Below are 25,558 nucleotides of genomic sequence, written 5' to 3' on the forward strand. Positions count from 1 at the left end.
CGGCTGTGATGAGGCGTGATTCTGCGCGACGTCACGTCAAAACCTGTCGCGAACGATTCGGCGCCAGGCAACCAATTGGCGGTTCCTTGATCTGAACGGATCGTGGCTAATTGCCATGACCCACTAATGCCGCCATCCTGATGCGGCAAGCCTAGACAAGGACGTTACCTTTTGCCGTTCGCCACCACCCGCGCCACCCTCAGCCGTCAGTGGGCGCTGCTGCGCCAGCTACCCAGCCGTTCCCCGGGCATTACCAGCGCAGAACTGGTGTGGCGCCTGCGCGATGTGGGTTTCACCGTCAGCAAACGCACGGTGGAACGCGACCTCAATGAGCTGTCGTTGATCTTCCCGCTGGAGCGCAACGACAAGAGCATTCCGTTCGGCTGGCACTGGTCGGCGAATGCCTTGGGTGAGCTGCGTGGGAATTTCGACCTGCAGGGCTACTTGCGCGGTGAGGCGCTCCAGCCGGCGCAAGGTGGTGGGCTGGCGCTGCAAGCCTGGGTCAACGACAGGGTGGCACGACAGTTACGTGATCAGCCGTTGAGTGCAGACATGCAGCTGACTGCCCTGGAGCACGGGCATCGGCTGCAGGCCACGATGGAAGATGGCTGGGCGTTACGCTGGTGGGTGTTGAGCCAGGGGGACGGGGTGAAGGTGGAGCAGCCGGATGAACTGCGCAGTGAGATTGCCAAGACCCTGAGCAATGCGGCTGCGCAGTACCAAAATTAGGCCGCTACAGATCAGCGCTGCATCCCCCAGCGCCGCACGGTCACCCGTTCCAGGGTATTGAACACCAACCCCTCGACCAGCAGCCCGATCAGGATCACCACCGCCAACCCGGCAAAAACCTTGTCGGTATACAGCTCGTTGCGGTTCTGGAAGATGTACCAACCCAGCCCGCCCTTGCCGCTGCTCGCGCCGAACACCAGCTCGGCGGCGATCAGCGTGCGCCAGGCAAATGCCCAGCCGATCTTCAGCCCCGACAGGATCGACGGCAGTGCCGCGGGCACCAGGATGTGCAGCACCAGCCGCAGCCCTTTGAGGCCATAGTTGCGCCCAGCCATGCGCAAGGTTTCAGAAACGCCAAGAAAACCCGCGTAGGTATTCAGCGCCAGCGCCCAAAGCACCGAGTGCACCAGCACGAAGATCAGGCTGTTGTCGCCCAGCCCGAACCACAGCAGAGCCAGCGGCAGCAGGGCAATCGCCGGCAGTGGGTTGAACATCGAGGTCAGCGTGCCCAGCAGATCGCGCCCAAGCTGGGTCGATACCGCAAGGCTGGTAAGGCCGAATGCCAGGACGATGCCCATCAGGTAGCCCTTGAGCAGGATTACCAGCGACACGCCGACTTTGGCCGGCAATTCGCCGCTCACCAGGCCGTCCCACAGCGCTGCCGCAGTCTGCAGGAAGGTTGGCAGCAGCAGGTCATTGCCCTGGTAGCGGGCAATGGCCTCCCACAGTGTTGCGATCACCACAAGGATCACCGCCTTGCGTAACCAGCCTTGCTGCCACAGGCGCTGGGCCAGCGACAGGTTGCGTTCCAGAGGCACACTGAGCAGCGGCTCCAGCTGCACCTCGTATTCCTGACGTACAGGTGTAGTGGTCATGGCTCAAGCTCCTGTCAGTAGGCAATGCGGATGTCGTTGAAGCCCAGGTATTCGGCCTGCTCAGGGGCATCGGCCTCGTCGAACAACAGCCGATGGATGCGCCGGGCGCTGGCCTGGAAGTCACTGGCGCCGAGGCTGCCAAGGTCGTACTGATGGCTGTGCACCTCGGCCCGTACCCGCCCCGGATGGGGTGACAGCAACAGGATGCGGTTACCCACTACCAGCGCCTCCTCGATGGAATGGGTGACGAACAACAAGGTGAAGCGCACCTCCTCCCACAGCAACAGCAACTCTTCCTGCATCTTGCGCCGGGTAAGCGCATCGAGTGCGGCGAACGGCTCATCCATCAACAGGATCTTCGGTTGCGTGGCCAGTGCACGAGCAATTGCCACGCGCGCTTTCATGCCGCCCGACAGGGTATGCGGATAAGCGTCGGCAAAAGCCGCCAGGCCAACCTTGTCCAGGTAATGCAACGCTCGGTCTTCGGCCTCGGCGCGCTTGAGCTGGCCAGAAACGAGCAGCGGGAACATGACGTTCTGCTTCACCGTCTTCCACGGCGGCAGCTGGTCGAACTCCTGGAACACCACGATGCGATCGGGGCCAGGGCCGGTGACCGGCTGGCCCTGCAGCAGGATCTGCCCTTGCTGTGGGCTGATGAACCCGGCTACGGCCTTGAGCAGCGTGGACTTGCCACACCCCGAGGGGCCCAGCAAGACAAAACGGTCGGCACGGTCGACTTCGAAGCTGACCTGATGGGTGGCCCGCACCACGCGCTGCGCGGTACGGTATTCGAGGCTCAGGTTATCCACCTTGAGCAACGGCGGTGTAGCCACACGGCTAAGGTTGCTGGCCGTGTGGCCTGGCAATGGGGCGGTCATGGTCGGTCAGCTCCCCTGCAGTGGGCGTTCATCCTGGAAGAAGTAATCCTTCCACGACTCAGGCTTGTGCTTGATGGCGCCTACCCGGTAGAGGAATTCGGCCAGCTTGTAGGTGTTCTTCGGCGTTACGGTGAACTCGTACTGGGGGTTGTCGATCAGCTTGATCAGCACATCGCGGTCAATCTTGGCCTTGGTGACGCGGATATAGGTATCGGCAGCCGCCGCCTTGTCCTTCTGGGCAAAGTCCGCAGCCTCGGCCAGGGCATCGACGAACGCCTTGTAGGTCTTGGGGTTGTCGTTGCGGAATTTCTCGGTGGCAAACAGCACGGTCGGCGAGTTGGGGCCGAGCAGGTCATAGCTGTTGAGCACCACGTGCACGTCTTTGTTGGCCAGTGCCTGGTCCTGGAACGGCGGGTTGGAGAAGTGCCCGTTGAGCTCGGTGCCGCCAGCCAGCAACGCAGCGGTGGCATCTGGGTGCGGTACGGCAAGGGTGTACTTGTCGAGGCGGTTGTATTCCTTCTCGCCCCACTGCTGGGCAGCGGCGTACTGCAGGAAGCGCGATTGCACCGAGACGCCCACGGCCGGCACGGCAATGCGGTCCTTGCCGGAAATGTCGGCGATGGTCTTCACGTTCGGGTTGCTGCTGACCAGGTAGTACGGAAAGTTGCCCAGCGAGGCCACCGCCTTGACGTTCTGCCGGCCTTTGGTGCGGTCCCATACCGTCAGCAACGGCCCAACGCCGGCACCGGCGATGTCCACCGAGCCGGACAACAGCGCGTCGTTGATCGCAGCACCCCCGGATAGCTGGGCCCAGTCGACGGCGATGTCGATCCCCTGCTCCTTGCCGTGCTTTTCAATCAGTTGCTGATCACGCACCACATTGAGCAGCAGATAGACAATGCCGAACTGCTCGGCAATGCGGATCTTGCCTTCGGCATGGGCCACCGTGGGGGCCGCAAGGCTGCCCACGACCAGGCTTGCGCCCAGGCTGATACTTGCCGCCAGGCGGCTGATGGATTTGCGCATGATGGTTTCCTCAGTCGTCAGAACGGGGCATCGCCCTGGATGGTGGTGCGGAAAAGTTTGCGTCGCAGGTGCGCCGGGCAGCCTGTGGCGAGGTGGGTCAGCGAGCGGTTGTCCCAGAACACCAGATCGTGTGCCTGCCATTGGTGGCGGTAGATGTTCTGTTCGAGCACGCTCAGGGCATAAAGCTGCTGCAGCACGTCGCGGCTTTCATCATCCGGCAGGCCGACGATGCGGGTAGTGAACCCTTCGCTGACGAACAGTGCCTTGCGGCCGTTTTCCGGGTGGGTTCGTACCACCGGATGGATCACTTCCTGCACCTGTGCAAGCTGCTCGGCGCTGAGGGTCGGGCGCCAGTTGCCTTCGAACTTGGTCTCGGCGTAACGGGCGGTGTAGGAGTGCGCGGCACTGCGGCCCTCGACCTGCTTGCGCAGCGCTTGGGGTACCGCGTCCCAGGCCTTGTGCATGTCGGCGAACAGGGTGTCGCCACCTTCACTGGGCAACTCCTGGGCGTGCAGCATGGAACCCAGGCTTGGGAGTTCCTTGTATGACAGGTCCGAATGCCAGAACTTGCCGGCATCGCCCAGGCCGATGTTGTGGCCGTTCTCGATGATGTTGGAGACGATCAGGATCTCGGGGTGGCCTGTGAGCAGAAACTGCTTTAGCACATGGATTTGCAGTTGGCCGAAGCGGCGGCTGAAGGCGATCTGCTGTTCAGGGCTGATGCGCTGGTCGCGCAGCACCAGTACATGGTGCTCGAGGTGGGCGCGATGAATAAGGCTGAAGTCCTCGGCGTTGACCGGTTTTGCCAGGTCCAGGCCGATGATCTCGGCGCCAACGGCACCCGCGAACGGGCGGATTTCAAAGGTTTGCGGCTGAGCGCTGTGGTTGGACGACAAGGCGTTCGAGGCGGCGGACATTTTTCACTCCCACGCAGTGCGCGACTTCGATGACGCGCAACGATCAGAAACGCACGGGGTTTAGCCGTGTGGGTTCAAGTCGTGCGGCGCATCGATTGGTCGACGGGTACGCAGTGGAGTGACTATAAGGTAATAAGAAAAATATTTTAAATACCGTTAATGAATAACGATATGAGGGTGGCAGCTGTCTGCCGGGTAAGCAGGCAAGTACAGCGGATTAAATCAACCCGCCCTCCTCCTCGTCCTCGATCAGATTGTTCAAGCTGCCGAGCGCCTTGCGCGCAGTCGAGCGACTGAGCAGCTTGGCCTGGGCGCCAGGCGGCAGGTCGGTGATGCTGAACACGCCTTTGGCAGTCAGCACCTCGATCAAGTCTTCAAGCACCCGGATCATGTCCAAGTCGCTCTGCTTCAGCTGCTTCAGGCTGTTTTCGACGACATCGTCAGCAAACCACTCCTGTATCTCGGCATGATCTGCCGGGAGGATCTCCGTATGTTCGGCATAGGGTGCAGCTTCTACCCGCAGCAACTGGCCCTCGGCGTCGCGTTGCACGTAGAACATGGCGTCGTCCCTCGTCACGATGGTTCCTTGTTGGTAGTCAGCAGCATAGGCAAAGTTCATCGGGCATGACAGCCCGGCGCAGAAGTATGCGCTGCACGAAGATGCCAGAAAAGACCGCTCTGCGCGGTGGCCCGGGTGGCCACCGCGCAGACGGGATCAGGAGTTATCGATCTTGATGGTGGGGTCTGCACCGCTGATCAACGAGTTGACCGTGGTATTGGACCAGTTGACCCCTTCCAGTTTGATAGACACATCGGCATTGGCCAGGCCACCCGCTGCGTTGAGCTTGCCTTCGGTGCTGACCTGCAAGGTCGAGGAACCATCGACGGTGGTGATCTTCAGGAAGTTGTCGATAGTGCTGGCCTTCTCACCCTGCAGCAGGTCGCGCAGATCGAGACGGTCACCCTCGCTGACTTTGAAGTCCTTGATCACGTCACTGCCAATGTCACCGGACTTCCACACGAAGGTGTCGGCACCGCTGCCACCGATCAGCATGTCGTTGCCTTGGCCGCCGATCAGGGTGTCGTTGCCAGTGCCGCCCAGCAGCATGTCATTACCTTTGCCGCCATCGAGGGTGTCATTACCCCCTTGGCCGAAGAGGATGTCATTGCCTGCGCCCCCCATCAGGGTGTCGGCGCCATCATTGCTGCCCGCAACATCGAACTCGGTGTAATGCTCGTTGATGTACTTGTGCATTGCCCGCGCATCGACATCACCCGCATCGACACCGAGTTTGTTGGCCACATAACCCTGGACTGCCTCTACACCAGTGCCGGCGACCGTAGAGAAGGTCAGCAAGTCGCCAAAGATAATGTCGTTGCCGTCACCACCGTTGACCGTGTCGTTGCCCGGCTGGGTAACTTCGGTGTGGCCGAGGATGGCGTCTGCCAGTTTGCTTGGGTCGATGTTGGCCTGTGGCTTGCCATCGGAGTCATAGGGCTTCAGGTCGTCCTTGTTCACGCCACTGTTCAGGCCTATTGCCTCCACATCGGATAAGCCAGAAAGGATCTTGAAGCTGTCAGTCGAGTTGTTGGTGGTTGCCCGGTCTGTCGAGTTGCCCGTGCCGTCTCGGGTCGACAGCTCGTATCCACCGTTACCCTCGGCATGGATAGTGGCTGTGCTCTGCGTGGACCATTTGTAGTAGTAGCCCGTGTTCCAACTCCAGTCCAACTCGCGAACCTGCATGGTCAACTTGCCGCTGCTGTCGATCGAGAGACGATTGCTGGTATCCAACTGATAGTTGGTAACGGTATCGCCCATCTTGTAGTTGATCGACGACAGGAACGTGTCGAGCTTGACGTTGGTGTTGCCCAGGTTCGGGTTGGTCTGTTCACTCGTCTGGTAATAGGTCGGCTCACCGTCAGTGATGAAGAATGTCTGGTTACTACCGGTGCTACCTGCAGCCTTGAGGTTCGCAAACCAGTTGGCGGTTGTTTTGAAGGCATCCTCATAGTTGGTGCCGCCATTGGAGTTCAACGTACCCAGCGCACTCAGCAGGGTCTTGAGGCCCGCATCGTTGAGGGTCACCGATACGCTGCTCTTGACCTGGCTTGCAAAGTCGACCAACAGAATGTTCACCGTCCCGGACTGTGAGCCCTTGACGCTTGCAGCCAAGGTCTTGAATACCGACTCCAACGATTTCTTCGCAGCATCGACGCCCGAAGAGCCCATGCTGCCCGAGGTGTCGACGATGAAGGCGATGTTGTAGTCCTGGCCCGGTACCACGTGCAGGCCGCTGACATCCGCGACCACGATGTCATTGCCATCGGTGCTGGCGACGTTATCGCTATCGGATGACAGGTTGCTGGTGGTGTACGACTGCGGGTAGACCGTGACCTTGATGCTGCCTTCGCTGGTCGCGGTGCTGCCGCCAACGCTCTCGGTGGACGTCGAGGTGACTTTCACGTCGAATTGGCCGGAGTAGTAGGCCGGTGGCTTGATGGTCAAAGTGCCCAGATTCCAACCCGTGACATCAACCGCATTGGTGCCAACGGTGAACGTATGGCCGGCATTGTCGGCAACCACCGAGCCTGCCGGGATGCCGCTGAGCTTGACGCTCAGGCTCTCGGAGCCGTCTGTGTCCGTCAGGGCGGTACTGATGCTTACCAGCTTGACCGGCGCGCCGTTCTCGCCGCCTTCGTTGAGCTTGTAGCCGTCGTAGTAACCCACGCCGTTACTGCCATGCAGGTCGGATACCGTAACCCCGGCGTTGGCCAGCGCGGCGAGGTTGGGGTACATCGGGATGTTGGCGCTGCTAAGGTCAGTGACCGCACCGTTACCCACCTTGATGTTGACGTCGAGGCTACCTGGCCCAGCCTGGTTGGCGTTGTAGACCTCCAGGGTGTAATAGCCGCTGGTGGTTGGGGTGTAGCTGCCGGAAATGCTGCCGCTGGCCGAGCCCCAGGTACCACCGGCGACGTTCTTGCCGCCGATGACGATCTGCAGGCTGTCGTCGGCGGTGCCGCTGAAGGTGTAGGTCTTGCCGGCCTCCAGATAGATCAGGCCTGAGGTCTTCGAGCCCGACCCCGGGGTGACGGTGGCCGTGGTGTCGACAGTGGTCACCTGCTCGCTCTTGCCGGCGTTGCCGGAGTTGGCGAAGACGTTCTTCAGCGCGTCGCCCGTGATGCCATTGCCGTTGGTGCCCAGGCCAGTGAGGCTGGTCCAGGTTTCCTTGGTCAGGCCCAGCGAGTTGACGTTGTTGTTGCCAATGCTCAGGTCCGGCTTGTCGGCCATCGGTGTGATATCGACCTTCAGCGTGGCTTCGCTGCCCGTGCCCTTGCCATCGGTAGGCGCGTACTTGATCTGCGCGTAGTCCACCTGCTTGTTGCCCACACCGCTACCACCGTAGCCGTCGACACCCGACTGGTTAGCCACAGGAACGAACTTGAGCTTGCCGGCGGCGATGTCGGCCTGGCTGATGGTCTGGCCTGCCTTCACATCGACCCAGCTGGTGCCGTTGTACAGCTTTAAGGTACCGGCCCCTGGCAACTGGGTGATGGTCACCCCCAGGCTGGCGAGCGAGGAATCGACATCGCTGATATTGAAGTCGCTCCAACCCAGCACCAGGTCGGTGTCCTCGGCTCCGGTGACCGCTCCGCCAGTGGTGGTGGGCACGTCGTTGACCGCCACGACATTGACCGTGGTGGTCGCCGTATTCGAGGTGTTCACACCGTCGGTCACCGTGACCGTGATGATCCGAGGGGCGGTGCTCGGGTCTTCACCGGTGTTGATGAAGGTGATGTTCTTGATCGCCTGGATGTAGTCAGCCAGCGAAGCGGTTCCGCTCAGGGTCAGGACCACCTTGCCGTCGGTGCTGTTGGCATTGATCGAGATGCCATTGACGCTGTTGCCCAGGTTCAGGGCATCGCCTGGCTGGCGATTGGTCAGGGTCACCGTCGCGCCAGTCAGCATCGAGCTGTCGAAGTCGGTGATCGACACGTCGATATCGCCGATCGAAACACCGCTGCCTGGCTGGTTCTCGGTGAACGTGGTCTGGTAGTCGGCGCCGGTCTTGCCGCTCGAATCGTTGGCGTCTAGGTCCAGAGCAGGCGCCGGCTCGAAGATCTGGGTGGTGACGCTACCAGCGCTACCGCTGACCGCCAGGTTTTCGAAGTTGCCGCCGGTGGCCGAGTCGATCTTGACGGTGAACTGCTCGGTACCTTCGGTGACGTTGTCCTTGATTGTCGGGATGGTGAAGGTGGCTGAGTTGCTACCGGCTTTGATCGTTACGATGGCCACACCGGTGTAGTCGGTACCATCGGCGGCAGGGCCGGTATACGAAAGCTTCACCGTCACATCGGTTTGCGCATTGTTGCTGAGGTTCAGCGTGTAAGTTGCGTTGCCGCCTTCGGCAACAGCGGTTGTACCACTGATGCTCAGGGTGGTGGTCTGGAGGGTGTCGGTCACGGCCGTTAACGCTGCCGTGTTACTGACGACGAGGTTCTCGAAGTTGCCACCGGAAGTGCCGGTAATTTTCGCCGACACGTCACCTGCATCGATGTACACATCCTCACCGGGCGCAGCGACAATTACCGAACCTGACGTTTTGCCTGCTGCAATGTTGATGGTCTGGCCATTGCTCAGGGTGACCGTCATCGCGGTGCCTGCCGGGGTGCTCAACGTGGCGGTGTATGTGATCTGGCCACCTTCGGCGACCGTCGGCGTGGCGCTGAGGGTCAGGCTGGTATTGTCGATCGTGTCGGTGACCTTGGTCACCGCGAAAGCGCCGTCGACCGCCAGCAATTCGAAGTCGCCGCCGGTGCTTCCATCGATCTTGACCTGTACCGAGCCGGCATCGATGTAGGGATCATCGCCGGGCGCGTTGAGGGTGATGCTGCCTTCGGTCTGACCTTTGGCAATGGAGATGGTCTCGCCATTGCTCAATTTGATGGTCATGTCAGAACCGGCCTTGTTGGACAAGGTTGCGGTATAGGTGATCTTGCCGCCTTCGGCGACCGTTGGCGTAGCGCTCAGGACAAGGCTCGTCGTGTCCTTGGTACCCGCCACATCCGTTACCGTCGTTGACGGGGTACCAGCGGTGACCAACTTCTCGTAATTGCCGCCGTCGACCTTGGTGATGGTGTTGGTCAGCGCGGTGTTGGTGTTGTACACGTTGTTCGGCGCGGTGAAGTTGACCGAGCCGGACGACTCGCCGACGCCGATGGTGATGCTCTGGCCGTTGGCCAGGGTGACGACCAGTGGCGAACCGGTGACTGGAGCGCTAACGGAGGCGGTGTAAGTGACCACCCCACCTTCAACGACCGAGGCATTCGCAGTCAGGGTCACGGTCGACGTGTCGAGGGTGTCGCTGACGTTGGTCACGGCCTCAGCCGGGTTGACTGCGAGGTTCTCGAAGTCACCACCGGTGGTACCAGTGACGGTCGCTTTGACCTGGCCGGCGTCTTTGTAGACGTCATCCGCCGGGGCCGGAACAGAGACCGTGCCGGAGGTCTGGCCTGCCGCGATATTGATAGTTGCGCCGTTGCTCAGGGTCACGGTCATCGCCGTGCCGGCGGGATTGCTCAAGGTCGCGGTGTAGACGATCTGGCCGCCCTCAGCGACGTCGCCAGTCGCGCTCAGCACCAGGTTGGTGGTCGCCTGGGTAGCTGGGCTATCGGTGACCGTGGTGGTTGGAGTGCCGGCGGTATCCAGCTTCTCGTAGTTACCGCCGTCGACCTTAGTGATGCTGTTGGTCACCGGGGTATTGGTGTTGTAGACGTTGTTCGGCGCGGTGAAGTCGACCGAGCCGGACGATTCGCCAACACCGATGGTGATGCTTTGACCGTTGGCCAAGGTGACGACCAGCGGCGAACCCGTGACCGGGGCGCTAACCGAGGCGGTGTAGGTCACCACGCCACCTTCGACTACTGAAGCATTCGCAGTCAGGGTCACGGTCGACGTGTCGAGGGTGTCGCTGACGTTGGTCACGGCTTCAGCCGGGTTAACAGCCAGCTGTTCGAGGTCACCACCGGTGGTGCCGGTGATGGTGGCTTTGACCTGACCGGCATCCTTGTAGACGTCATCCGCCGGGGCCGGAACAGAGACCGTGCCGGTGGTCTGGCCTGCCGCGATATTGATGGTCGCGCCGTTGCTCAGGGTTACGGTCATCGCCGTGCCGGCTGGATTGCTCAGCGTGGCGGTATAGACGATCTGACCGCCTTCAGCCACATCGCCAGTGGCGCTCAGCACCAGGTTGGTGGTCGCCTGAGTAGCCGGGCTGTCGGTAACCGTGGTGGTCGGAGTGCCGGCGGTGTCGAGCTGTTCGTAGTTACCGCCTTCGACCTTGGTGATGCTGTTGGTCAACGCGGTATTGGTGTTGTAGACGTTGTTTGGCGCAACGAAGTCGACTGAACCGGACGACTCGCCGACGCCGATGGTGATGCTTTGGCCGTTGGCCAGGGTCACGACCAGTGGGTTGCCGGTGACAGGGGCCGATACCGAGGCGGTGTAGGTGACTACGCCACCTTCGATTACTGAAGCATTGGCGGTCAGGGTCACCGTGCTGGTATCGAGGGTATCGCTGACATTGGTCACGGCTTCAGCCGGATTCACCGCGAGGTTCTCGAAATCACCACCGGTTGTGCCGGTGATGGTGGCTTTGACCTGGCCAGCGTCCTTGTAGACGTCATCGGCCGGGGCTGCAACAGCGACCGTACCGGAGGTCTGACCTGCTGCGATATTGATGGCCGCGCCATTGCTCAGGGTCACGGTCATCGCCGTGCCGGCTGGATTGCTCAAGGTCGCGGTGTAAACGATCTGACCGCCTTCGGCCACGTCCCCAGTCGCGCTCAGCACCAGGTTGGTGGTCGCTTGAGTAGCCGGGCTGTCGGTGACAGTCGTGGTCGGAGTACCGGCGGTGTCGAGCTGTTCGTAATTGCCGCCGTCGACCTTGGTGATGCTGTTGGTCAGTGCGGTATTGGTGTTGTAGACGTTGTTCGGCGCAACGAAGTCGACCGAGCCGGACGACTCGCCGACGCCGATGGTGATGCTCTGGCCGTTGGCCAGGGTGACGACCAGTGGGCTGCCGGTGACTGGGGCCGATACCGAGGCGGTGTAGGTGACTACGCCACCTTCGACTACCGAAGCATTCGCAGTCAGGGTCACGGTCGACGTGTCGAGGGTATCGCTGACGTTGGTCACGGCTTCAGCCGGATTAACAGCCAACTGCTCGAAGTCACCACCGGTGGTACCGGTGATGGTGGCTTTGACCTGGCCGGCGTCTTTGTAGACGTCATCGGCCGGGGCTGCAACAGAGACCGTGCCGGAGGTCTGGCCGGCCGCGATGTTGATGGTCGCGCCGTTGCTCAGGGTCACGGTCATCGCCGTGCCAGCTGGGTTGCTAAGCGTTGCGGTGTAAACGATCTGACCGCCTTCAGCCACATCGCTAGTTGCGCTCAGCACCAGGTTGGTGGTGGCCTGAGTAGCGGGACTGTCGGTGACCGTGGTGGTCGGAGTGCCGGCGGTGTCGAGCTGTTCGTAATTACCGCCGTCGACCTTGGTGATGCTGTTGGTCAGTGCGGTATTGGTGTTGTAGACGTTGTTTGGCGCAACGAAGTCGACCGAGCCGGACGACTCGCCTACACCGATGGTGATGCTTTGGCCGTTGGCCAGGGTGACGACCAGTGGGCTGCCGGTGACTGGGGCCGATACCGAGGCGGTGTAGGTGACTACGCCACCTTCGACTACCGAAGCATTTGCGGTCAGGGTCACCGTGCTAGCGTCGATCGTGTCGCTAACGTTAGTCACTGCTTCGGTCGGGCTGACCGCCAGCTGCTCGAAGTCACCACCGGTGGTACCAGTGATGGTGGCTTTGACCTGGCCGGCGTCTTTGTAGACATCATCAGCCGGGGCTGCAACAGAGACCGTACCGGACGTCTGACCGGCCGCAATGTTGATGGTCGCGCCATTGCTCAAGGTCACGGTCATCGCCGTGCCGGCGGGGTTGCTCAAGGTCGCGGTGTAAACGATCTGACCGCCTTCGGCCACGTCCCCAGTCGCGCTCAGCACCAGGTTGGTGGTCGCCTGAGTAGCGGGACTGTCGGTAACCGTGGTGGTAGGAGTGCCGGCGGTTTCGAGCTGTTCGTAGTTACCACCCTCGACCTTGGTGATGCTGTTGGTCAGCGCGGCGTTGGTGTTGTAGAAGTTGTTCGGCGCAACAAAGTCGACCGAACCGGACGACTCGCCGACGCCGATGGTGATGCTCTGGCCGTTGGCCAGGGTGACGACCAGTGGGCTGCCGGTGACTGGGGCCGATACCGAGGCGGTGTAGGTGACTACGCCACCTTCGACTACCGAAGCATTTGCGGTCAGGGTCACCGTGCTAGCGTCGATCGTGTCGCTAACGTTAGTCACTGCTTCGGTCGGGCTGACCGCCAGCTGCTCGAAGTCACCACCGGTGGTACCAGTGATGGTGGCTTTGACCTGGCCGGCATCTTTGTAGACATCATCAGCCGAGGCTGGAACAGAGACCGTACCGGACGTCTGACCGGCCGCAATGTTGATGGTCGCGCCATTGCTCAAGGTCACGGTCATCGCCGTGCCGGCGGGGTTGCTCAAGGTCGCGGTGTAAACGATCTGGCCACCTTCCGCCACATCGCCGGTCGCGCTCAGCACCAGGCTGGTAGTGGCCTGGGTAGACGGGCTGTCGGTAACCGTGGTGGTCGGAGTGCCGGCGGTGTCGAGCTGTTCGTAATTACCGCCTTCGACCTTGGTGATGCTGTTGGTCAGTGCGGTATTGGTGTTGTAGACGTTATTCGGCGCAACGAAGTCGACCGAACCGGACGACTCGCCCACTCCGATGGTGATGCTCTGGCCGTTGGCCAGGGTGACGACCAGTGGCGAACCAGTAACAGGAGCCGAGACCGAGGCGGTATAGGTAACCACGCCACCTTCGATCACCGAGGCATTTGCAGTCAGTGTCACGGTCGACGTGTCGAGGGTGTCGCTGACGTTAGTCACGGCCTCAGCCGGGTTGACTGCGAGGTTCTCGAAGTCACCACCGGTGGTACCGGTGATGGTGGCTTTGACCTGGCCGGCGTCTTTGTAGACGTCATCAGCCGGGGCAGCAACGGTCACTTGGCCAGTGGTCTGGCCTGCCGCGATGTTGATGGTCGCGCCGTTGCTCAAGGTCACGGTCATCGCCGTGCCGGCTGGATTGCTCAGGGTCGCGGTATAAACGATCTGACCGCCTTCAGCGACATCGCCAGTTGCGCTCAGCACCAGGTTGGTAGTGGCCTGAGTAGCAGGACTATCGGTGACCGTCGTGGTCGGAGTGCCGGCGGTATCGAGTTGTTCGTAGTTACCGCCCTCGACCTTGGTAATACTGTTGGTCAGTGCAGTATTGGTGTTGTAGACGTTGTTTGGCGCAACGAAGTCGACTGAACCGGACGACTCGCCGACGCCGATGGTGATGCTTTGGCCGTTGGCCAGGGTCACGACCAGCGGCGAACCAGTAACAGGAGCCGACACGGAGGCGGTGTACGTAACCACGCCACCTTCGACTACCGAAGCATTGGCGGTCAGGGTCACCGTGCTGGTATCGAGGGTATCGCTGACATTGGTCACGGCTTCAGCCGGATTCACCGCGAGGTTCTCGAAATCACCACCGGTTGTGCCAGTGATGGTGGCTTTGACCTGACCAGCGTCCTTGTAGACGTCATCGGCCGGGGCTGGGACAGCGACCGTACCGGAGGTCTGACCTGCTGCGATATTGATGGTCGCGCCGTTGCTCAAGGTCACGGTCATCGCCGTGCCAGCTGGGTTGCTCAGGGTCGCGGTGTAGACGATCTGACCGCCTTCAGCCACATCGCCAGTTGCGCTCAGCACCAGGTTGGTAGTGGCCTGAGTAGCCGGGCTGTCGGTAACCGTGGTGGTCGGAGTGCCGGCAGTGTCGAGCTGTTCGTAATTACCGCCTTCGACCTTGGTGATGCTGTTGGTCAGTGCAGTATTGGTGTTGTAGACGTTGTTTGGCGCAACGAAGTCGACCGAGCCGGACGACTCACCGACGCCGATGGTGATGCTCTGACCGTTGGCCAGGGTCACGACCAGTGGGCTGCCGGTAACTGGGGCCGATACCGAGGCGGTGTACACCACGGTGCCGCCCTCGACCACGCCTGGAGTGGCGGTCAACGTGACGGTCGACGTATCGAGGGTATCGCTGACGTTGGTCACGGCTTCAGCCGGATTGACCGCCAACTGCTCGAAGTCGCCACCGGTGGTGCCGGTGATGGTGGCTTTGACCTGGCCAGCGTCCTTGTAGACGTCATCGGCCGGGGCTGGAACAGAGACCGTGCCGGAGCTTTGGCCTGCTGCGATATTGATGACCGCGCCATTGCTCAGCGTGACGGTCATCGCCGTGCCCGCAGGGTTGCTCAGCGTCGCGGTGTAAACGATCTGGCCGCCCTCAGCGACATCGCCGGTCGCGCTCAACACCAGGTTGGTGGTCGCCTGGGTAGCCGGACTGTCGGTGACCGTGGTGGCCGGAGTGCCGGCAGTATCGAGCTGTTCGTAGTTACCGCCCTCGACCTTGGTGATGCTGTTGGTCAGTGCAGTATTGGTGTTGTAGACGTTGTTTGGCGCAACGAAGTCGACCGAGCCGGACGACTCACCGACGCCGATGGTGATGCTCTGACCGTTGGCCAGGGTCACGACCAGTGGGCTGCCGGTAACTGGGGCCGATACCGAGGCGGTGTACACCACAGTACCGCCCTCGACCACGCTTGGTGTGGCGGTCAACGTGACGGTCGACGTATCGAGGGTATCGCTGACGTTGGTCACGGCTTCAGCCGGAGTAACAGCCAACTGCTCGAAGTCACCACCGGTGGTACCGGTGATGGTGGCTTTGACCTGACCCGCATCTTTGTAGACGTCATCGGCCGGCGCAGCGACGTTCACTTGGCCGGTGGTCTGGCCTGCCGCGATGTTGATGGTAGCGCCGTTGCTCAAGGTCACGGTCATCGCCGTACCGGCGGGGTTGCTCAGCGTCGCGGTGTAAACGATCTGACCGCCTTCCGCCACATCCCCGGTCGCGCTCAGCACCAGGTTGGTAGTGGCCTGGGTATCCGGGCTGTCGGTGACCGTGGTGGACGGAGTGCCGGCGGTGTCGAGCTGTTCGTAATTACCGCCTTCGACCTTGGTAATACTGTTGGTCAGCGGTGCATTGGTGTTGTAGACGTTGTTCGGCGCGCTGAAGTTGACCGAACCGGACGACTCGCCAACGCCGATGGTGATGCTCTGGCCGTTGGCCAGGGTGACGACCAGTGGGCTGCCGGTGACTGGGGCCGATACCGAGGCGGTGTAGGTGACTACGCCACCTTCGACTACCGAAGCATTGGCGGTCAGGGTCACCGTGCTAGCGTCGATCGTGTCGCTAACGTTAGTCACTGCTTCGGTCGGGCTGACCGCCAGCTGCTCGAAGTCACCACCGGTGGTACCAGTGATGGTGGCTTTGACCTGGCCGGCGTCTTTGTAGACATCATCAGCCGGAGCTGGAACAGAGACCGTACCGGACGTCTGACCTGCTGCGATATTGATGACCGCGCCATTGCTCAAGGTCACGGTCATCGCCGTGCCGGCTGGATTGCTCAAGGTCGCGGTGTAAACGATCTGGCCGCCTTCAGCGACATCGCCAGTCGCGCTCAGCACCAGGTTGGTGGTCGCCTGGGTAGCCGGGCTGTCGGTAACCGTGGTGGTCGGAGTACCGGCGGTGTCGAGCTGTTCGTAGTTACCACCCTCGACCTTGGTGATGCTATTGGTCAGTGCGGTATTGGTGTTGTAGACGTTATTCGGCGCAACGAAGTCGACTGAGCCGGACGATTCGCCGACGCCGATGGTGATGCTCTGACCGTTGGCCAGGGTGACGACCAATGGGCTGCCGGTAACCGGAGCGCTAACCGAGGCGGTATAGGTAACCACGCCACCTTCGACTACTGAAGCATTCGCCGTCAGGGTCACGGTCGACGCGTCGAGGGTATCGCTGACGTTGGTCACGGCTTCAGCCGGATTGACCGCCAACTGCTCGAAGTCGCCACCGGTGGTGCCGGTGATGGTGGCTTTGACCTGGCCGGCGTCCTTGTAAACGTCGTCGGCCGGCGCAGCGACGGTCACTTGGCCAGTGGTCTGGCCGGCAGCGATATTGATGGTCGCGCCATTGCTCAGCGTCACGGTCATCGCCGTACCCGCTGGGTTGCTCAGCGTCGCGGTGTAAACGATCTGGCCGCCTTCAGCGACATCGCCAGTCGCGCTCAGCACCAGGTTGGTGGTCGCCTGAGTAGCCGGGCTGTCGGTAACCGTGGTGGTCGGAGCGCCGGCGGTGTCGAGCTGTTCGTAATTACCGCCTTCGACCTTGGTGATGCTGTTGGTCAGTGCGGTATTGGTGTTGTAGACGTTATTCGGCGCAACGAAGTCGACTGAGCCGGACGATTCGCCGACGCCGATGATGATGCTCTGACCGTTGGCCAGGGTGACGACCAACGGGCTGCCGGTGACTGGGGCACTGACCGACGCGGTGTACACCACGGTACCGCCCTCGACCACGCTTGGGGTGGCGGTCAACGTGACGGTCGACGTGTCGAGGGTGTCGCTGACGTTGGTCACGACTTCAGCCGGGTTGACTGCGAGGTTCTCGAAGTCACCACCGGTGGTGTCGGTGATGGTGGCTTTGACCTGGCCAGCGTCCTTGTAGACGTCATCGGCCGGGGCTGCAACAGCGACCGTACCGGAGGTCTGACCTGCTGCGATATTGATGACCGCGCCATTGCTCAGGGTCACGGTCATCGCCGTGCCGGCTGGATTGCTCAAGGTCGCGGTGTAAACGATCTGGCCGCCTTCAGCGACATCGCCGGTCGCGCTCAGCACCAGGTTAGTGGTCGCCTGGGTAGCCGGGCTGTCGGTGACCGTGGTGGTTGGGGTGCCGGCGGTGTCGAGCTGTTCGTAATTACCACCCTCGACCTTAGTGATGCTGTTGGTCAGCGGGGTGTTGGTGTTGTAGACGTTGTTCGGCGCGGTGAAGTTGACCGAACCGGACGACTCGCCAACGCCGATGGTGATGCTCTGGCCGTTGGCCAGGGTCACGACCAGCGGCGAACCGGTGACCGGAGCCGACAGCGAAGCGGTGTAGGTGACCACGCCACCTTCGATTACCGAAGCATTCGCAGTCAGGGTGACAGTCGAGATATCGACGGTATCGCTGACGTTGGTCACGGCCTCAGCCGGGTTGACTGCGAGGTTCTCGAAGTCACCACCGGTTGTGCCGGTGATGGTGGCTTTGACCTGGCCAGCGTCCTTGTAGACGTCATCGGCCGGGGCTGCAACAGCGACCGTACCGGAGGTCTGACCTGCTGCGATATTGATGACCGCGCCATTGCTCAGGGTCACGGTCATCGCCGTGCCGGCTGGATTGCTCAAGGTCGCGGTGTAAACGATCTGGCCGCCTTCAGCGACAGCGCCGGTCGCGCTCAGCACCAGGTTGGTGGTCGCCTGGGTAGCCGGGCTGTCGGTGACAGTCGTGGTCGGAGTGCCGGCGGTGTCGAGCTGTTCGTAATTGCCGCCGTCGACCTTGGTGATGCTGTTGGTCAGCGCGGCGTTGGTGCTGTAGACGTTGTTCGGCGCGGTGAAGTTGACCGAGCCGGACGACTCGCCGACGCCGATGGTGATGCTTTGACCGTTGGCCAGGGTGACCACCAGTGGGCTGCCGGTGACCGGAGCGCTAACCGACGCCGTGTAGGTGACCACCCCGCCTTCGACCACGCTTGGTGTGGCGGTCAGGGTCACCGTGCTGGTATCGAGCGTGTCGCTGACGTTAGTCACGGCCTCCGCCGGATTGACCGCAAGATTTTCGAAGTCACCACCGGTGGTACCAGTGATGGTGGCTTTGACCTGACCGGCGTCTTTGTAGACGTCATCGGCCGGTGCAGCGACGGTCACTTGGCCAGTGGTCTGGCCGGCAGCGATATTGATGGTCGCGCCATTGCTCAGCGTCACGGTCATCGCCGTACCCGCTGGGTTGCTCAAGGTCGCGGTGTAGACAATCTGACCGCCCTCAGCGACATCACCCGTGGCGCTCAGCACCAGGTTGGTAGTCGCCTGGGTAGCGGGACTGTCGGTAACCGTCGTAGTTGGAGTACCCGCGGTATCCAGCTTCTCGTAATTACCGCCGTCGACCTTGGTGATGCTGTTGGTCAGCGGGGAGTTGGTGTTGTAGACGTTGTTTGGCGCGGTGAAGTCGACCGAGCCGGACGACTCGCCGACGCCGATGGTGATGGTTTGGCCGTTAGCTAGGGTCACGACCAGCGGCGAACCAGTAACAGGTGCGCTAACCGAGGCGGTGTAGGTCACCACGCCACCTTCAATTACCGAAGCATTAGCGGTCAGGGTCACCGTGCTGGTATCAAGGGTGTCGCTGACATTGGTCACGGCCTCAGCCGGATTGATCGCGAGGTTCTCGAAGTCACCACCGGTGGTGCCGGTGACGGTCGCTTTGACCTGGCCGGCGTCTTTGTAAACGTCATCAGCCGGGGCGGCGACGGTCACTTGGCCAGTGGTCTGGCCGGCAGCGATATTGATGGTCGCGCCATTGCTCAGCGTCACGGTCATCGCCGTACCCGCTGGGTTGCTCAAGGTCGCGGTGTAGACAATCTGACCGCCCTCAGCGACATCACCCGTGGCGCTCAGCACCAGGTTGGTAGTCGCCTGGGTAGCGGGACTGTCGGTAACCGTCGTAGTTGGAGTACCCGCGGTATCCAGCTTCTCGTAATTACCGCCGTCGACCTTGGTGATGCTGTTGGTCAGCGGGGTGTTGGTGTTGTAGACGTTGTTTGGCGCGGTGAAGTCGACCGAGCCGGACGACTCGCCGACGCCGATGGTGATGGTTTGGCCGTTAGCTAGGGTCACGACCAGCGGCGAACCAGTAACAGGTGCGCTAACCGAGGCGGTGTAGGTCACCACGCCACCTTCAATTACCGAAGCATTACCGGTCAGGGTCACCGTGCTGGTATCAAGGGTGTCGCTGACATTGGTCACGGCCTCAGCCGGATTGATCGCGAGGTTCTCGAAGTCACCACCGGTGGTGCCGGTGACGGTCGCTTTGACCTGGCCGGCGTCTTTGTAAACGTCATCAGCCGGGGCGGCGACGGTCACTTGGCCAGTGGTCTGGCCGGCAGCGATATTGATGGTCGCGCCATTGCTCAGCGTCACGGTCATCGCCGTACCCGCTGGGTTGCTCAAGGTCGCGGTGTAGACAATCTGACCGCCCTCAGCGACATCACCCGTGGCGCTCAGCACCAGGTTGGTAGTCGCCTGGGTAGCGGGACTGTAGGTAACCGTCGTAGTTGGAGTACCCGCGGTATCCAGCTTCTCGTAATTACCGCCGTCGACCTTGGTGATGCTGTTGGTCAGCGGGGTGTTGGTGTTGTAGACGTTGTTTGGCGCGGTGAAGTCGACCGAGCCGGACGACTCGCCGACGCCGATGGTGATGGTTTGGCCGTTAGCTAGGGTCACGACCAGCGGCGAACCAGTAACAGGTGCGCTAACCGAGGCGGTGTAGGTCACCACGCCACCTTCAATTACCGAAGCATTAGCGGTCAGGGTCACCGTGCTGGTATCAAGGGTGTCGCTGACATTGGTCACGGCCTCAGCCGGATTGATCGCGAGGTTCTCGAAGTCACCACCGGTGGTGCCGGTGACGGTCGCTTTGACCTGGCCGGCGTCTTTGTAAACGTCATCAGCCGGGGCGGCGACGGTCACTTGGCCAGTGGTCTGGCCGGCAGCGATATTGATGGTCGCGCCATTGCTCAGCGTCACGGTCATCGCCGTACCCGCTGGGTTGCTCAAGGTCGCGGTGTAGACAATCTGACCGCCCTCAGCGACATCACCCGTGGCGCTCAGCACCAGGTTGGTAGTCGCCTGGGTAGCGGGACTGTCGGTAACCGTCGTAGTTGGAGTACCCGCGGTATCCAGCTTCTCGTAATTACCGCCGTCGACCTTGGTGATGCTGTTGGTCAGCGGGGTGTTGGTGTTGTAGACGTTGTTTGGCGCGGTGAAGTCGACCGAGCCGGACGACTCGCCGACGCCGATGGTGATGCTTTGACCGTTGGCCAGGGTGACCACCAGTGGGCTGCCGGTGACCGGAGCGCTAACCGACGCCGTGTAGGTGACCACCCCGCCTTCGACCACGCTTGGTGTGGCGGTCAGGGTCACCGTGCTGGTATCGAGCGTGTCGCTGACGTTAGTCACGGCCTCCGCCGGATTGACCGCAAGATTTTCGAAGTCACCACCGGTGGTACCAGTGATGGTGGCTTTGACCTGACCGGCGTCTTTGTAGACGTCATCGGCCGGTGCAGCGACGGTCACTTGGCCAGTGGTCTGGCCGGCAGCGATATTGATGGTCGCGCCATTGCTCAGCGTCACGGTCATCGCCGTACCCGCTGGGTTGCTCAAGGTCGCGGTGTAGACAATCTGACCGCCCTCAGCGACATCACCCGTGGCGCTCAGCACCAGGTTGGTAGTCGCCTGGGTAGCGGGACTGTCGGTAACCGTCGTAGTTGGAGTACCCGCGGTATCCAGCTTCTCGTAATTACCGCCGTCGACCTTGGTGATGCTGTTGGTCAGCGGGGTGTTGGTGTTGTAGACGTTGTTTGGCGCGGTGAAGTCGACCGAGCCGGACGACTCGCCGACGCCGATGGTGATGGTTTGGCCGTTAGCTAGGGTCACGACCAGCGGCGAACCAGTAACAGGTGCGCTAACCGAGGCGGTGTAGGTCACCACGCCACCTTCAATTACCGAAGCATTAGCGGTCAGGGTCACCGTGCTGGTATCAAGGGTGTCGCTGACATTGGTCACGGCCTCAGCCGGATTGATCGCGAGGTTCTCGAAGTCACCACCGGTGGTGCCGGTGACGGTCGCTTTGACCTGGCCGGCGTCTTTGTAAACGTCATCAGCCGGGGCAGCGACGGTCACTTGGCCAGTGGTCTGGCCGGCCGCAATGTTGATAGTTGCGCCGTTGCTCAGGGTCACGGTCATCGCCGTGCCGGCGGGATTGCTCAGCGTGGCGGTATAGACGATCTGACCGCCTTCGGCGACATCGCCAGTGGAGCTCAGCACCAGGTTGGTCGTGGCCTGAGTAGCTGGGCTATCGGTGACCGTGGTGGTTGGAGTACCTGCGGTATCCAGCTTCTCGTAATTACCGCCGTCGACCTTGGTGATGCTGTTGGTCAGCGGTGCATTGGTGTTGTAGACGTTGTTTGGTGCGGTGAAGTTGACCGAGCCGGACGATTCACCGACGCCGATGGTGATGCTTTGACCGTTGGCCAATGTCACAACCAGCGGCGAGCCAGTAACAGGCGCCGACACCGAGGCGGTGTACACCACGGTGCCGCCCTCGACCACGCTTGGAGTGGCGGTCAAGGTCACCGTGCTGGTATCGAGGGTGTCGCTGACGTTGGTCACGGCCTCAGCCGGGTTGACTGCGAGGTTCTCGAAGTCACCACCGGTGGTACCGGTGACGGTCGCTTTGACCTGGCCGGCGTCTTTGTAAACGTCATCAGCCGGGGCGGCGACGGTTACTTGGCCAGAGGTTTGGCCGGCCGCGATGTTGATGGTCGCGCCGTTGCTCAGGGTCACGGTCATCGCCGTGCCGGCGGGATTGCTCAGCGTGGCGGTATAGACGATCTGACCGCCTTCGGCGACATCGCCAGTGGAGCTCAGCACCAGGTTGGTCGTGGCCTGAGTAGCTGGGCTATCGGTGACCGTGGTGGTTGGAGTACCTGCGGTATCCAGCTTCTCGTAATTACCGCCGTCGACCTTGGTGATGCTGTTGGTCAGCGGTGCATTGGTGTTGTAGACGTTGTTTGGTGCGGTGAAGTTGACCGAGCCGGACGACTCGCCGACGCCGATGGTGATGCTTTGACCATTGGCCAATGTCACAACCAGCGGCGAGCCAGTAACAGGCGCCGACACCGAGGCGGTGTACACCACGGTGCCGCCCTCGACCACGCTTGGAGTGGCGGTCAGGGTCACCGTGCTGGTATCGAGGGTGTCGCTGACGTTGGTCACGGCCTCAGCCGGGTTGACTGCGAGGTTCTCGAAGTCACCACCGGTGGTACCAGTGACGGTCGCTTTGACCTGGCCGGCGTCTTTGTAAACGTCATCAGCCGGGGCGGCGACGGTTACTTGGCCAGAGGTTTGGCCGGCCGCGATGTTGATGGTCGCGCCGTTGCTCAGGGTCACGGTCATCGCCGTGCCGGCGGGATTGCTCAGCGTGGCGGTATAGACGATCTGACCGCCTTCGGCGACATCGCCAGTGGCGCTCAGCACCAGGTTGGTCGTGGCCTGAGTAGCTGGGCTATCGGTGACCGTGGTGGTTGGAGTACCTGCGGTATCCAGCTTCTCGTAATTACCGCCGTCGACCTTGGTGATGCTGTTGGTCAGCGGTGCATTGGTGTTGTAGACGTTATTGGGCGCAACGAAGTTGACCGAACCGGAGGACTCGCCGACGCCGATGGTGATGCTCTGGCCGTTGGCCAGGGTGACGATCAATGGGCTACCGGTAACCGGCGCCGACACGGACGCGGTGTACACCACGGTACCGCCCTCGACCGCGCTTGGGGTAGCGGTCAACGTGACAGTCGACGTGTCGAGGGTGTCGCTGACATTAGTCACGGCTTCAGCCGGATTCACTGCGAGGCTCTCGAAGTCACCGCCGGTGGTGCCGGTGACGGTGACTTTGACCTGGCCTGCGTCTTTGTAAACGTCATCCGCTGGGGCTGGTACAGAGACCGTGCCGGAGGTCTGACCTGCCGCGATATTGATGGTCGCGCCGTTGCTCAGGGTCACGGTCATCGCCGTGCCGGCTGGGTTGCTCAAGGTCGCGGTGTAGACGATCTGGCCGCCTTCGGCCACGTCCCCAGTCGCGCTAAGTACCAGGTTGGTGGTCGCTTGAGTGTCCGGGCTGTCGGTAACCGTCGTGGTCGAAGCCCCCGCGGTGTCGAGCTGTTCGTAATTGCCGCCGTCGACCTTTGTGATGCTGTTGGTCAGCGCGGTATTGGTGTTGTAGACGTTGTTCGGCGCAACGAAGTCGACCGAGCCGGACGACTCGCCGACGCCGATTGTGATGCTCTGGCCGTTGGCCAAGGTGACCACCAATGGGCTGCCGGTGACCGGAGCGCTGACGGAGGCCGTGTAGGTAACCACCCCACCTTCAACGACCGAGGCATTCGCAGTCAGGGTCACGGTCGACGTGTCGAGGGTATCGCTGACGTTGGTCACGGCTTCAGCCGGATTAACAGCCAACTGCTCGAAGTCACCACCGGTGGTACCGGTGATGGTGGCTTTGACCTGGCCGGCGTCTTTGTAGACGTCATCGGCCGGGGCTGCAACAGAGACCGTGCCGGAGGTCTGACCGGCCGCGATGTTGATGGTCGCGCCGTTGCTCAGGGTCACGGTCATCGCCGTGCCAGCTGGGTTGCTAAGCGTTGCGGTGTAAACGATCTGACCGCCTTCAGCCACATCGCTAGTTGCGCTCAGCACCAGGTTGGTGGTGGCCTGAGTAGCGGGACTGTCGGTGACCGTGGTGGTCGGAGTGCCGGCGGTGTCGAGCTGTTCGTAGTTACCGCCCTCGACCTTGGTAATGCTGTTGGTCAGCGGTGCATTGGTGTTGTAGACGTTGTTCGGCGCAACAAAGTTGACCGAGCCGGACGACTCGCCGACACCGATGGTGATGCTCTGACCATTGGCCAGGGTCACGACCAGCGGCGAACCAGTAACAGGCGCCGACACCGAGGCGGTGTACACCACAGTACCGCCCTCGACCACGCTTGGGGTGGCAGTCAAGGTGACCGTCGACGTGTCAATGCTGTCGCTGATAGTAGTTACAGCGCTCTGGGGGTTGATCGACAGCTGCTCAAAATTGCCCCCGGTGGCGCCGGTGATGGTGGCGGTGACTGTCGAGCCATTGTTGTAAACATCATTGGCCGGCGTCTGGAAGGCCACACTGCCCGTGGTATTGCCCGCGCCAACGGTAATAGTCTGGCCGTTCGACAGTGTCACGGTCACCGGGCTCTGGGCGGGGTTGCTCAGGGTTACGGTGTAAGTGATGACGCCACCTTCGGTCACGCTTGGCGAAGCGGTAAGGGTCGCAGTGGTGTTGTCTACTGTATCGGTAACCAGAGTCACCGCAGGCGTCTGCGGCAAGGCCACGGTGATACCAGTACCGCCACTGGCCCCCGTCACGGTGGTGGAGATCTGGCTGCCATCGACGTATGGGGTATCGTTAGGCGGAATCGTGACATTGACGGTGCCGCTGGTCTGGCCAGCCTGAATGACGATTACTGCCCCATTCGACAGTGTTACGGTCAGGTTGGACGTAGGTGCCTGGCCGACCGTCGCGGTATAGACGATAACGCCACCCGCTTCGGAGATGGAAGGGGTGGCGCTGAGGGTCAGCCCGGTGGCGACCGGTGTCGGAGTATCGGCTGTAGTGTTGTTGGCATCGGTATCAAGCCCGCCGACCTCCTCGCCATTGAGTCCGGCGGCGAAGCTCAGAGGGTCAGTCGGGAAGCCGATGGTCGGGTCCACCGAGCCTGCTGTTTCTTCCAACAGGACAAAACTGTGGCCACCGCCAACCGTGCCACCACCTGCCGCTGCAGGCCCTGCTGCCGGCGCTTCCAGTTCGGTGGTAGGGTCCACGCCCGCGGCGATCGCTTGCTGCAGCTCTTCCACCGACGGCGCGGCCTGCGCGGTAGCCTGACCCAAGTCGGTACTGCTGTCGGGTGCATCAGCGCTCCATTGGGTATCACGCCCCAAATCGAGCAAGCGACCATCGGCCAGTTCGAGGGTGACGGCGCCGCCCGGGCCGGTGAGAACTTCTTCACCGGCCAACAGGCGATCACCTTCAATGAGTACACGCCGGATGCCTTCTGGGGATACTGCGATGACTTGGCCAACAATACTTTTGACGATGGCTACAACGCTGCTCATTGGACTCTCCGGGTTACCCGATGTGATCTACTTCCATGCTCCGAGCAGCGTTCACGAGCCACTGCAGACGGAAGTGTGTCGATACTGTTTCCGGCATGCTTGACG

7 protein-coding genes are annotated in these 25,558 nt (G+C 61.6%); 1 reads left to right on the plus strand and 6 read right to left on the minus strand.

Features of this window, described 5'->3' with window-relative positions; translation table 11 throughout:
- Positions 1 to 171: 171 nt before the first annotated feature.
- Positions 172 to 729 carry a WYL domain-containing protein gene (locus JOE27_RS15905; RefSeq protein ID WP_115273154.1) on the plus strand — a complete coding sequence of 186 codons (558 nt, stop codon included), beginning with the start codon at positions 172 to 174 and terminating at the stop codon, positions 727 to 729.
- 11 nt (positions 730 to 740) lie between these two features.
- On the opposite strand, the gene JOE27_RS15910 is transcribed toward JOE27_RS15905, so the two are convergent.
- From JOE27_RS15910 to JOE27_RS15935, 6 genes are all read right to left on the minus strand, one after another.
- A complete protein-coding gene (locus JOE27_RS15910) occupies positions 741 to 1,604 on the minus strand; it encodes an ABC transporter permease (protein WP_204919197.1) in 864 nt (287 codons plus the stop codon).
- Between the two features lie 14 nt (positions 1,605 to 1,618).
- Positions 1,619 to 2,482: an ABC transporter ATP-binding protein gene (locus tag JOE27_RS15915; protein WP_115273156.1), complete on the minus strand. Its 864-nt coding sequence runs from the start codon at positions 2,480 to 2,482 to the stop codon at positions 1,619 to 1,621.
- Between the two features lie 6 nt (positions 2,483 to 2,488).
- Positions 2,489 to 3,508, minus strand: coding sequence for an ABC transporter substrate-binding protein (locus tag JOE27_RS15920; RefSeq protein ID WP_174141997.1), 1,020 nt, complete (start codon positions 3,506 to 3,508; stop codon positions 2,489 to 2,491).
- 17 nt (positions 3,509 to 3,525) lie between these two features.
- The gene (locus tag JOE27_RS15925) at positions 3,526 to 4,425 is read right to left on the minus strand and encodes a TauD/TfdA family dioxygenase (protein WP_174141998.1); all 900 of its coding nucleotides are present in this window, start codon (positions 4,423 to 4,425) and stop codon (positions 3,526 to 3,528) included.
- Between the two features lie 217 nt (positions 4,426 to 4,642).
- Positions 4,643 to 4,984 carry a hypothetical protein gene (locus tag JOE27_RS15930; RefSeq protein ID WP_039603601.1) on the minus strand — a complete coding sequence of 114 codons (342 nt, stop codon included), beginning with the start codon at positions 4,982 to 4,984 and terminating at the stop codon, positions 4,643 to 4,645.
- A gap of 156 nt (positions 4,985 to 5,140) precedes the next feature.
- The gene (locus JOE27_RS15935; RefSeq protein WP_239539339.1) at positions 5,141 to 25,453 is read right to left on the minus strand and encodes an immunoglobulin-like domain-containing protein; all 20,313 of its coding nucleotides are present in this window, start codon (positions 25,451 to 25,453) and stop codon (positions 5,141 to 5,143) included.
- Positions 25,454 to 25,558 lie beyond the last annotated feature (105 nt).

The sequence above is a fragment of the Pseudomonas sp. M5 genome (assembly GCF_016907075.1).
GTDB classification, from domain to species: Bacteria; Pseudomonadota; Gammaproteobacteria; order Pseudomonadales; family Pseudomonadaceae; genus Aquipseudomonas; species Aquipseudomonas putida_E.

Excerpts from the sequence above, each read along its gene's own strand:
- JOE27_RS15910 (WP_204919197.1), bottom strand. The coding sequence starts at position 1,604 with ATGACCACTACACCTGTACGTCAGGAATACGAGGTGCAGCTGGAGCCG.
- JOE27_RS15915 (WP_115273156.1), bottom strand. The coding sequence starts at position 2,482 with ATGACCGCCCCATTGCCAGGCCACACGGCCAGCAACCTTAGCCGTGTG.
- JOE27_RS15920 (WP_174141997.1), bottom strand. The coding sequence starts at position 3,508 with ATGCGCAAATCCATCAGCCGCCTGGCGGCAAGTATCAGCCTGGGCGCA.
- JOE27_RS15925 (WP_174141998.1), bottom strand. The coding sequence starts at position 4,425 with ATGTCCGCCGCCTCGAACGCCTTGTCGTCCAACCACAGCGCTCAGCCG.
- JOE27_RS15930 (WP_039603601.1), bottom strand. The coding sequence starts at position 4,984 with ATGTTCTACGTGCAACGCGACGCCGAGGGCCAGTTGCTGCGGGTAGAA.
- JOE27_RS15935 (WP_239539339.1), bottom strand. The coding sequence starts at position 25,453 with ATGAGCAGCGTTGTAGCCATCGTCAAAAGTATTGTTGGCCAAGTCATC.